We start from the raw sequence: 11,564 nt of genomic DNA on the forward strand, positions 1-11,564 counted from the left end.
GAGAGAAATGATGTTTTCATGGGTAAAACGGCTCACCGTTCGACATCAAATGCTCAGTATTGCCTTGATTTTTGTCTTCATCGCGGTGCTGTTCCCCTTGAGCATGGATATTTTTCGCCTCAACCTGGTGGGTAAATACCTGACTTACGCTTTTGTCGCGGTGGGACTGGTATTGTGCTGGGGCTACGGTGGTATTTTGAGCCTAGGGCAGGGAATATTTTTCGGTCTTGGTGGTTATTGCATGGCCATGTTCCTGAAACTGGAAGCGTCCACCGTGGCTGACACCAAAATTCAGACCACGCCGGGGATCCCGGATTTTATGGACTGGAATCAACTGACGCAATTACCGTCGTTCTGGCAGCCTTTCCATTCGTTTAGTTTTACCCTGTTGGCGATTATCGTGGTACCGACCATTTTCGCGTACATCATCGGTATCGCCATGTTTAAGCGGCGGGTGGGCGGGGTCTATTTCGCCATTATCACCCAAGCTATTTCTGCCATCATGACCATTTTGATTATCGGGCAACAGGGTTATACCGGTGGGATTAACGGTATTACTGACCTGCGTACGTTATTGGGTTGGGATATTAGAACCGATCACGCCAAATATATTCTTTATTATATCAATGCCGGCTGTCTCTTGGCGGTAGTACTGATGAGCTATTTTATTATAAACAGCAAACTGGGACGTTTATTGGTCGCCATTCGCGATAAAGAAGACCGCGTCAGATTCTCTGGTTACGATGTGGCAAATATTAAAACAGTGATTTTTTGCATCAGTGCTATATTTTCTTCCATCGGTGGTGCTTTATTTACCCTCCAGGTCGGGTTTATGTCACCAGGATTTATTGGCACCGCGGCTTCAATCGAAATGGTGATTTTTTGTGCGGTGGGAGGACGCTTATCTATTTTGGGCGCGATCTATGGCACCCTATTGGTTAACGGGGCTAAAAGTAATATTTCAGAATCGTTGCCTGAGATCTGGCCGTTTGCCATGGGGGCCTTATTTATTGTGGTGGTATTGCTGTTCCCAAAAGGTTTGGCCGGTATTTATCAAGACCGGATCCGACCTTTATTTAGCCGCGGGTTAAAAACAGTCAGTGGCCAGAGTGTTGCTCAAAGGCAAGATGGGCTCGCCGTGGCTCCGGTCAAAGACAATGTATCTGAACGGTGAATCATGATGAAAAAAATAAAAGACATCGTCCTGGCGGTGGAAGGATTGACCGTGTCGTTTAATGGTTTTAAAGCCGTCAATGATTTTTCCATGTATGTGGATGAGGAGCAAATCTATGTCATTATCGGGCCTAATGGCGCAGGCAAAACCACGGTGCTGGATTTAATTTGCGGTAAGACGGCAGCCACTGCCGGCAGTATTAAATTTAAAGGCCGAGAATTAAGCCGTCTAAATGAAAACCAAATCGTACGTGCCGGGGTAGGACGCAAATTCCAGAATCCGTCGATATATGAAAACCTCACGGTATTTGAAAATCTGGAATTATCTTATCCTCAAGCAAGAACGGCATTGGGTGCATTATTTTCTCGACGCGATGATAAATTAATTCAGGCAATAAGCGATACGGCCAAACAAATTTTCCTTGATGGATTTCTGGATGTTCAGGCCGACTATCTTAGCCACGGACAAAAACAATGGCTGGAAATTGGCATGTTGCTCATTCAAAACCCCAGTTTGCTCATGTTGGATGAACCGGTAGCGGGTATGTCGGTAGCCGAGCGTCAGCAAACGGCCGAACTGCTTAAGCGCATAGCCAAAGGTCGCTCGGTACTGGTGATCGAGCATGATATGCAGTTTGTCGAAAACATTGCTGATCATGTCACCGTGATGCACCAGGGGCAGTCGCTGTCGGTGGGCAGTATACAGAAAGTGAAACTCGACCCACGGGTTATTGATGTCTATCTGGGGCACTAAGGGGAATACATGCTGCACATAGAGAACTATCACGTCGCTTACGGACAAAGCCGCATCATTGAAAATCTCAATATTCAGGTGCAGGAAAACGAGATTGTCGCGTTAATCGGCCGTAACGGCATGGGTAAAACGACCCTGATGAAATCACTGATCGGCATGATCCCGGCGCAATCTGGACGGGTATTACTACAGGGCCAGGATCTGAGCACCCGTAAAAGTTACCAGCGAGTCAGAGCCGGCATGGGTTTTGTCCCCCAGGGACGCATGGTGTTTTCCACCATGACGGTTGAAGACAATATCAAAACCGGTCTGCCGCCCAAGGAGAAAGGGCGCATTCCCGCGTCGCTGTATGCCACCTTTCCGGTTTTGGAGGAAATGAAAGGCCGCCTGGCGGGAAATCTTTCCGGCGGCCAGCAACAGCAACTGGTGATTGCCCGCGCGCTGGCCGGCAATCCACAACTGTTGCTACTCGATGAACCGACGGAAGGTATTCAACCGTCCATTATCAAGGATATGGCGCGGATGTTGCGAAATATCCGCGACCAGCAAGGACTGACCATTGTGGTGTCCGAGCAGGTTCTGAGTTTTGTCATGGATGTGGCCGACCGGATTCTGGTGATTGAGAAGGGCGCCATTGTGCATCAGGAAAATCGCCAGACCATCGATCAACACACTATTGCTGCTTATTTATCTGTCTAACCGTCCATCGTCTCGGCGTTGGGTAACCATTATTAACGTTAAACAAGAGGTGTATTATGGGAAGTACCGGAAGTGTCAGTGCCTGGGAAGAAGCGTTATTAGTTGCCATGATCCAATATCCGGTGCCGGTGATTAAGGGACCGGAAGATATTCAAACCCAGGTTAAGCAAATCTGTAAAACGGTCGCGAATACCAAAGCAGGTTATCCCGATCTGGATTTAATCGTATTCCCGGAATATTCAACTCAAGGGCTGAATACCAAAATTTGGACCTACGATGAGATGTTGCTGACCCTCGACAGTCCGGAGATTGATTGTTTTCGCCACGCCTGCGTAGAAAATGATATCTGGGGGGTGTTCTCACTGATGGAGCGTAATGAAGACCCGAACTTGCCGCCCTACAATACGGCGATCATTATCAATAACCACGGTGAGATTGCACTGCACTACCGCAAGTTACAGCCGTGGGTGCCCATCGAGCCTTGGATGCCGGGCAATTATGGCATGCCGGTATGCGATGGACCGAAAGGCGCCAAGCTGGCGGTCTGTATCTGTCACGACGGCATGTTTCCTGAACTGGCGCGGGAAGCCGCCTATAAAGGCTGCAATGTGTATATTCGCATTTCCGGCTATTCTACCCAGGTTAACGATCAATGGATCTGGACCAATCGTACCAATGCCTGGCAGAATCTGATGTACACCATTTCGGTTAATCTGGCCGGTTACGACGAAGTGTTCTATTACTTTGGTGAAGGCACGGTATGTAACTATGATGGCAATGTTATCCAGCAAGGACAACGCAATCCGTGGGAAATCGTCACCGCTGAATTGTTCCCGCGTTTGGTGGATAAAGCGCGTGAAAACTGGGCGCTGGAAAATAATATCTTTAATCTTGGCTGTCGGGGTTATGTTGGTAAACCCGGTGGTGAGAAAGAGAATTATTTGACCTGGGTGCGCGATTTGGCCAATGGTGAATATAAATTGCCTTGGGATGAACAGGTGCGTATTCGTGATGGGTGGAAATATTACCCCGACGGGGTCAAGTTAGGTCCGTTGCCAAAACCCTGAGGTATCCGGTTGCACCACAGCACCAGTCTCACCTCTACCACGCCTTCTGCCGTTTGGCGAAGGCGTTATTGAACCGCAGGTGTTCATGTGATAGCGGTACTTGGCGCTTTATGTTGCGATGGACATAAGCCAAACTTCTTGACCTTGACCCTGATTCAACGCGTCAGCAATTGCCGATGGATCTCACGACAGCCCAAAGCGGTTAAGGTAGCCAGAGTGGCGTCCCATTGCGAGAAGGGAGCTTCTTCCCTTTCCACCAATACCGCACGCTGAATCTGCTGGCAATCCGCCCCTGACATATTCAACAGAATCAATGCTGATTGCAGCGGTGGCAGGCTAGGATTAAACGCCGCGTTCTCGGCATAACGCCCGGCGAAAATTCGGCCGTCCGCGGTTTGTAACGCTACCGCGCTATGTGCCTGGCTATAAGGCGCATGGCTCTGATTGGCCGCTAGCACCGCCTGCTGCAACAACCCATCTTTCACACTGAGCGCTGAAGGGATCGCGGGCTGAGTATCAGCCGGTGAGGTGGTCTGCGCCGTACTGTCTTGGGCGACCAGCGAAAATTGGTGATCAACTGCATCCATAAGTAGACTCTGAATAGCTAAATCCCGTGGTCCAAACGCATCCGGTAAATAATGGGCCAGTGGTGCCGGGGTGCGTTCCGGTAGATAAATCATCAAATCGGTGCCGCTATTGAGTTCGTTCATAAACTGCCGGCAGTGGCCACACGGTGTGTAGTTAACGGTAATTCCGCGCAGGTGGGGTTCTTTACGCAGCCAGGCATGATTGATCGCACTCTGCTCGGCATGCACCGTTTGCTGCAGCGGCGCGCCAATAAATTCCATATTGGCGCCGAAATAGAGACTACCGTCGCTGCCGCGGGCAATGGCACCGACGTTAAAATGAGAAATGGGCGTCAGTGCATAGGCGGCGGCAAAAGGTAACAGCGCAAGACACAGCGCATCTTCATCCAGGCCGCTGGCTTGCATCAGCGCCTCGGCCTGTGCGGCGCTAAGCATGCCGCTAAAATCCTGCCGGTTCAGCTCTAGGGCCAGTGCCTTGTGCAGATCGGGTGCCAGACTCGCCAACAAGGGTTCAAATTTTGGGTGCATAATAATTCCCTTAAAAATGACTTGGCCACCATGTTAATCCTTACGCGCAAAGATAAATATGATCATTATCTTATCCGTTTACACCCACCCCAATCCTTTTTGCCCGTTCCCAACACGCTTAAGCCAAGCAAATAGTGAAGATGTCATTGAATGCGTTTAACCAAAGAGGTTAACCAAACACCTGCAGCAGCACCGGGAACAGGAACGGCGCCACCAGGGAGGTGATAATGCCACACAGCACCAATGCCAGAGAACTAAAGGCACCCTCCTGGAAATCCAGCTCAGCGCAACGTGCCGTGCCCAGGGCATGAGAGGCGGTGCCCATGGCCAATCCCCGTGATGCTTTGGTGGTAATGCGTAACAGACGAAACAGCGTATGACCAAACACCGTCCCCAGGATGCCCACAAAAATGACGCATACCGCGCTAATGGCCGGAATACCGTTAATAGACTGCGCCACCGCCATAGCAATTGGAGTGGTCACGGATTTTGGTAATATCGAGGCGGCAATTTCCGGTGATGCGCCGAGCCACAGTGCAATAGCGGTGCCGCTTACCATGGCGGTAAGGCTGCCGACAAAGCAGATACTGATAATGGATTTCCAGCGTGCGCGGATCTGGTGCAGCTGTTCATACAAAGGGAAAGCCAATGCCACTACCGCCGGTTGCAACAAATCGTTGAGCACCTTGCTGCCAGCAAAATAACGGGCGTAGGGAATACCGGTTAGCAATAACAACGCAATAATCACCAACATGGAAATCAGCAGCGGGTTAAGCAGGGGTAGGCGGTATTTTGCTGCCAGGCGCCGGGAACCAAAAAACACCACCAGCGTCAATGGCAGCGACCACCAAAAATTTGCCAACATTTATTTATCCTCGTCCGGCCGAGGATGGCCGGCTACTGGGCGTTCTCTATGGATATAGTGCGAGCTGTAGCCCACGACCACCATCACGAGAAGTGTACTGACCACGCATGACACCACGATGGGGCCAAACTGCGAGGAGAGTTGTTGCCAATAGTTCATGACCCCGACGCCGATAGGCACGAACAGTAACGCCATATACCTGATGAGCAGGTGGCAGCCGGGTTTTAACCATAAAGGTGGCAGCAGTTGGATAGACAGCAGAATAAACAGGATTAACATGCCGAGGATGCTGCCAGGGATAGTCATCGGGAGTAGTGAAGACAGAAAATTGCCGACAAACAGGCAAAGGTAGATCAGGGCGAAGGCGCGGATAAAGGCCCAGCCATTCATTATGATGTTGCGCATTATTTCAACCCTATTACAAATCGCATTTATCATACAATCAAATCCAACACTGTGCTACCGCGCACGGTATTAAACGGTTAATCCCCTACTATTTTACCTATCCCATGATTATTTTCATCCTACATCCCCCCTGGAGAACGTCTTACTATGCCTAAGCCACGGTTTTATGGAATTATCCCACCGGTACCCACGCTATTTACCGCAGACGAAAGGTTAGACGAGACCAGCATGGCACGTCTGCTGGATAAATTGATCGCATCAGACGTTAATGGGCTATTTTTTCTCGGCAGTGCAGGGGAGTTCGCCCATATGTCGGAAGCGCTGCGCCTGCAAACGGCGGAATTCTGTGTTAATTATGTCAATAAACGCAAGCCGGTGCTGATCGGTATTGCCCATAGCGGTACCGGTGAGGCGATACGTTTCGGGCTGCACGCGCAGGAAATCGGTGCCGATGGTGTGGTGGCGGTCAATCCGTACTATAATCCGCTCAGTGAGCATAATCTTTATCTGCATTACAAACAGTTGGCCGATGCAGTAGCGTTGCCCATCCTGCTGTATAACTTCCCGGCGTTAACCGGCCAATCCATTCCTATCCCGGTCATCGTGCGCTTGGCACAGGATTGTCCTAACATTGTTGGCCTCAAGGATACGGTGGATACGCTGAGTCATATTCGTGAAACCCTGCATGCGGTAAAACCCATACGCCCTGACTTCGCGGTGTTTGCCGGTTACGATGAGTATTTGTTTGGCACATTGATCCTCGGCGGTGACGGTTGCATTCCCGCCAGTGCCAATTTTGCGCCGCAACTCACCTGCGGCATCTACCAAGCCTGGTTACGCCAAGATTACGCTCAAGCGATAAAACTACAGCAGTGCTTATCATATATTCCCGCACTCTATAACTACGATCTGCCCTTTTACAATGTGGTGAAATATGCCATTACGCTGACGGGGGTGGATATCTCGGTAAACGCATTACGGCCAGCATCGCCGCTGACAGCTGAAATTAAAGAAAAAATTAAGGGGGCGCTGCAACGAAGCGGGGTGATTTAACTGCGTTATTCTCTGTTCAACCCGGTTAGCCGCCGGGTTGAACTTCAGGGTTTTGCTGTCTAAAGCAGGTAAACGACCCGGACCCAGACAACAACAACCCACCAACGTCTTAAATAATAAAAGTAAAAACAAGATATTAATAATATGAGCTAATAAATAACTGATAGACACAATAAATAAACTTGGAGGTTTGGATGAGAATTTCTCGTCGTAAACAGGGGCGTTTTTTGTCGTATCAACTGGTAATATAAACAGTACTTGGCGTGTTGTCTCATTAGCGATGACATCAATATCCATCCAGTATGATCACCGCCCCATTACCTGCTGCTATCAAAGGACATTATCGTGGATGAACTCAACAGTAAGACCGATCGCGCTATTGCTACAGCCAACAAAACCGAGCGTAGGTACACCATCGGATATGTGCCAAATGGCGGCAAAAGCACGCCGTCACCGGCGCTGAACCTAGGGGGAAAATGGTTGGCAGCCTGTGGTTTCACCACCGGCCAGACGGTAAACGTCGCCATATCCGAAGGTCAGCTCATTATTGAACTAGTCAAGTAATGGTAACTTATCACCCATACCCGACGACTACTCAACCGCCTGAACCCGGGGCATTAATTTTTTGTTAAAACCCCGATGGAACAACCACAGACTAGCCAGCGTGGCGCACATTAACAGATAGAACAGTGTCAACGGCGGGGTATAGGCTAGGCTGAGGCCGGTAACCAGCGGATTGGCGGCACCGCCGAGGTTACTCAGACTTTGCATACCATAATAACTACCTTTAAGGTGCGGTGGTGCGATAAAGTCGATAAAAAGGTATTCCACCGGGGTTATAATAATTTCTCCCAGTGAAAAGATGGCCACTGCAATCATCCAATAAACGATGGAATGATTTGCCAGGATAAAACCGACCAGGCCGATAAGAAAAAACAGACTGCCGACCATCAGCCAGCGCATCAGGGTCTCACGCCTGATATTGCGGGAGATAATATATTGCAGCGTGATAACAATCCCGGCATTAACCGGCAGAATGATGCCCACCACCTGATAGGCAAACTCGGAATCAAACGCCACAATCAGGTATTGCGAAATACAGCTGGCGAACTGGCCTATCACTAAACAGCCTAGCGCACCGCCCAAGGTAAAATAGATCAGACGCTTATCTCGGCGCAGGGTGTCCAACGTTTGGCGAAAGTTGATTTTGTCCGCGACCGGATGGTCAGCGGTGCTTGCCAGCGGTGGATGGCCATAGCGGGGCAACAGCCATACCAGCGTCAGCGTCGCGGCGGCGGCCAGCAGACCGGATAAATAGAAAGGCAGCACCGAACTGCTCTTGGCCAGCACCACGCTGAGCGGCGGGCCAATAGCCCAGCCCACGTTCACCAGGGTGTAATTCGCAGAAAATGCCTGAATCCGTCGTTCTACCGACAACCACTCGGCAATGCTGGCTTTGAGTGTGATGGAATAGAGTGAGTAAGCAGAATTGACCAGCGCTAATAACCCGATCATCGAGGCAGTACCTGTGCTGAACGGCAACAGGAAAAATGACAAGGCAAAAGCGGCCATCGCACAAAGGATTAAACGGTGTTTATTAAAACGGTCCACCAGATAACCGCCATACAGGCTAAACACAATGCCCAGCGTCAGGCTGGCACCCAATACCATACCGATACGTTCAGGTGCAAAATGGCGCTGCTGGGAAAGATAGATGGCGAAAAAGGGCAGAGTCAGGCCACGGCCAATAGTTAACACCAAAGAGGTCAACAATAGCGCCCGAATAACCGGCGGGAATCCTTTCATCATGATAATAGCTTACTTGTTAATGAGTAATGAGTAATGAGTAATGAGTAATGAGTAATGAGTAATGGGTGTTGGCAACCTGATATCCGTCATACTTCTTGCTGCAGTTGCGTTGGTTTTATACGCGTACCCAGTCTTTCGCCTTAATACCCTGCATTTTTTGCGCTGCAGGTGCGCTGACTGCATTTATCCAGCCGAATCACTCAGTGAGCAACTGGAAATTGATGAACCCCATCACTGAGGTTCACCATTGGAACTAGCCCAAGCGCTGTTCACATCCGTTCCAGACAGATCTTGTCCCGCGCCGTTTTTGTTATTTGACCGCCATGCCGGGCAGCGCGCCAGCGTCCGGACTCAGCAGGAAAATATTGCTGCCGCCGGGGCCCGCGGCCAATACCATGCCCTGGGATACGCCAAAGCGCATCTTGCGTGGCGCCAGGTTGGCGACCATCACCGTCAGACGGCCTTCCAGTTCCTGCGGGTCAGGGTAGGCTGCGCGAATACCCGAGAACACCTGGCGGGTTTCGCCGCCGATATCCAGCGTCAGTTTGAGCAATTTATCCGACCCATCCACCAGCTCGGCGGTTTTGATCAGGGCAATACGCATATCGACTTTGGCAAAATCATCAAAGTTGATAGTCTCAAGCAGCGGCTCGTCGGCCAGCGCGCCGGCGGTCAGTTTCGCACTGGCGACAGCGGCTTCGTCTTTTGACTCGTTGACCATATTTTCCACATGAGCCGGATCGATACGGGTAAACAATGCCTTAAAGGTTGCCACCTGATGATCAAGCAGCGGTGCGTTGAGAGTATCCCATTCCAGTGTGACGTTAAGGAAGGCCTCAGCGCGGAGAGCCAGACTCGGTAAAACCGGTTTTAGATAAGTCATCAGCACCCGGAACAAGTTGATGCCCATCGAGCAAATCTCTTGCAGTTGCTGCTCGCCGCCTTCCTGTTTTGCCACGACCCAAGGAGCCTGTTCATCCACATAACGGTTGGCCAGATCGGCCAGCGCCATAATCTCACGAATGGCTTTGCCTGATTCCCGGTTTTGATACGCCTCGGCAATGGTGATGGCAGCTTCGGTAAAGGTGTTATACAGCACCGGATCAGCCAGTTTATCGGCCAGACGGCCGTCAAAACGCTTGGCGATAAAACCGGCATTGCGCGAGGCCAGGTTAACCACTTTATTGACGATATCCGTATTGACCCGCTGGATAAAATCCTCCAGATTCAGGTCAATATCATCAATATGGGAAGACAGCTTGGCGGCATAGTAGTAACGCAGACAATCTGCATCCAAATGCTTGAGATAGGTACTGGCCTTAATAAAGGTGCCGCGAGATTTGGACATCTTGGCACCGTTGACCGTCACATAACCATGCACGAACAAATTGTTCGGTTTGCGGAAATTGCTCCCTTCCAGTACCGCCGGCCAGAACAGACTATGGAAATAAACGATATCCTTGCCGATGAAATGGTACAGCTCCGTATCGGAACCGACCCGCCAGTAATCGTCAAAATTAATGTCGCCACGCTTATCGCACAGGTTTTTGAACGACCCCATATAACCGATGGGCGCGTCCAGCCAGACGTAAAAATACTTACCCGGCGCGTCCGGTACCTCGAAACCAAAATAGGGCGCGTCACGTGAAATATCCCACTGCTGCAGGCCGGACTCAAACCACTCCTGCATCTTGTTGGCCACCTGCTCTTGCAGTGCGCCGGAGCGGGTCCAGGCTTTTAACATATCGCTAAAGGCCGGTAGATCGAAGAAGTAGTGTTCGGACTCTTTCAACACCGGTGTGGCACCGGATACCGCCGATTTGGGGTCGATTAAATCGGTAGGGCTGTAGGTCGCACCGCACACTTCACAATTGTCGCCGTACTGATCGGGTGATTTGCACTTCGGGCAGGTGCCCTTGACAAACCGGTCCGGCAAAAACATCTGTTTCTCCGGATCGAACAACTGCGAAATGATGCGGGTTTTGATATAGCCGTTTTGTTTCAACCGCTGATAAATCAGCGTCGACAACTCACGATTCTCCTCGCTATGGGTGGAGTGATAGTTGTCATAGCTGACGTCGAAACCGGCAAAGTCCTGTTGATGCTCATGGTTCATTTCAGCGATCATCTGCTCCGGCGCGATGCCAAGCTGCTGGGCTTTAAGCATGATCGGGGTGCCGTGGGCGTCATCGGCGCAAATGAAATAAACCTGATTGCCGCGCATTCGTTGAAAACGGACCCAGATATCCGCCTGAATATGCTCCAGCATATGGCCGAGATGGATTGAACCGTTAGCATAAGGTAACGCACAGGTTACCAATAATTTCTTCGCGACTTGAGTCATGTTGGGAAATTGCTTTTATCAGATGAAATAAAGGTTTGATGTTAACCGATAGCGATACCCCGCGTAAACAAGCTCGAACAGTTCTGTTATGCTAGGCGCATCGGTTATCACGTCGATACCCTTCATCATTCGAGTTGCGAGAAGACGGCAACGCAGTGACAAACCTGTCTGGAACAGAGTTGAACAGCGCAAGCCCAGAGGGTGAACCTCAGGGATAAGGCTCATCAGTCCACAGACGCTTATATCGCGAAGTGACCGGGTGAGTGAAGCAGGCCAATGC

The 11,564-nt window shown here is 50.4% G+C and carries 11 protein-coding genes; 6 read left to right on the forward strand and 5 right to left on the reverse strand.

Annotated features, from left to right (window positions below; all coding sequences use genetic code 11):
* The first annotated feature begins 7 nt into the window (after positions 1 to 7).
* From urtC to SJI19_RS01555, 4 genes are read left to right on the forward strand one after another with little or no spacing between them, the layout of a single operon-like run.
* Positions 8 to 1,174, forward strand: a complete 1,167-nt coding sequence (gene urtC, locus SJI19_RS01540) for an urea ABC transporter permease subunit UrtC (RefSeq protein ID WP_323476482.1) — start codon at positions 8 to 10, stop codon at positions 1,172 to 1,174.
* 3 nt (positions 1,175 to 1,177) lie between these two features.
* Complete coding sequence (gene urtD / locus SJI19_RS01545; protein WP_323476483.1) at positions 1,178 to 1,927, forward strand: urea ABC transporter ATP-binding protein UrtD; 750 nt, start codon at positions 1,178 to 1,180, stop codon at positions 1,925 to 1,927.
* Positions 1,928 to 1,936: 9 nt separating this feature from the next.
* Positions 1,937 to 2,626 carry an urea ABC transporter ATP-binding subunit UrtE gene (gene urtE, locus SJI19_RS01550; protein WP_323476484.1) on the forward strand — a complete coding sequence of 230 codons (690 nt, stop codon included), beginning with the start codon at positions 1,937 to 1,939 and terminating at the stop codon, positions 2,624 to 2,626.
* Positions 2,627 to 2,682: 56 nt separating this feature from the next.
* A complete protein-coding gene (locus SJI19_RS01555) occupies positions 2,683 to 3,693 on the forward strand; it encodes a formamidase (protein ID WP_323476485.1) in 1,011 nt (336 codons plus the stop codon).
* Positions 3,694 to 3,848: 155 nt separating this feature from the next.
* Here the strand turns inward: SJI19_RS01555 and cdd are convergent, their stop codons facing one another.
* The 3 genes from cdd to SJI19_RS01570 form a co-directional block, all read right to left on the reverse strand.
* Positions 3,849 to 4,808, reverse strand: coding sequence for a cytidine deaminase (gene cdd, locus SJI19_RS01560; protein WP_323476486.1), 960 nt, complete (start codon positions 4,806 to 4,808; stop codon positions 3,849 to 3,851).
* 169 nt (positions 4,809 to 4,977) lie between these two features.
* The gene (locus SJI19_RS01565) at positions 4,978 to 5,673 is read right to left on the reverse strand and encodes a CidB/LrgB family autolysis modulator (protein WP_323476487.1); all 696 of its coding nucleotides are present in this window, start codon (positions 5,671 to 5,673) and stop codon (positions 4,978 to 4,980) included.
* On the reverse strand, positions 5,674 to 6,078 hold the full coding sequence (locus SJI19_RS01570) for a CidA/LrgA family protein (protein WP_323476488.1): 405 nt from the start codon (positions 6,076 to 6,078) through the stop codon (positions 5,674 to 5,676).
* Positions 6,079 to 6,225: 147 nt separating this feature from the next.
* Between SJI19_RS01570 and SJI19_RS01575 the strand changes: the two genes are divergently transcribed.
* The gene (locus SJI19_RS01575; RefSeq protein ID WP_323476489.1) at positions 6,226 to 7,131 is read left to right on the forward strand and encodes a dihydrodipicolinate synthase family protein; all 906 of its coding nucleotides are present in this window, start codon (positions 6,226 to 6,228) and stop codon (positions 7,129 to 7,131) included.
* A 345-nt stretch (positions 7,132 to 7,476) separates the two neighbouring features.
* Positions 7,477 to 7,695 carry a SymE family type I addiction module toxin gene (locus SJI19_RS01580; RefSeq protein WP_323476490.1) on the forward strand — a complete coding sequence of 73 codons (219 nt, stop codon included), beginning with the start codon at positions 7,477 to 7,479 and terminating at the stop codon, positions 7,693 to 7,695.
* Between the two features lie 27 nt (positions 7,696 to 7,722).
* Here the strand turns inward: SJI19_RS01580 and SJI19_RS01585 are convergent, their stop codons facing one another.
* Both SJI19_RS01585 and metG read right to left on the reverse strand, forming a co-directional pair.
* Entirely contained in the window at positions 7,723 to 8,937 is a 1,215-nt protein-coding gene (locus SJI19_RS01585; protein WP_416347484.1) for an MFS transporter, read from the reverse strand.
* Positions 8,938 to 9,250: 313 nt separating this feature from the next.
* Positions 9,251 to 11,284: a methionine--tRNA ligase gene (gene metG, locus SJI19_RS01590; protein ID WP_323476492.1), complete on the reverse strand. Its 2,034-nt coding sequence runs from the start codon at positions 11,282 to 11,284 to the stop codon at positions 9,251 to 9,253.
* Positions 11,285 to 11,564: the final 280 nt, after the last annotated feature.

Source organism: Acerihabitans sp. TG2, assembly GCF_035013185.1.
GTDB lineage: Bacteria > Pseudomonadota > Gammaproteobacteria > Enterobacterales > Enterobacteriaceae > Acerihabitans.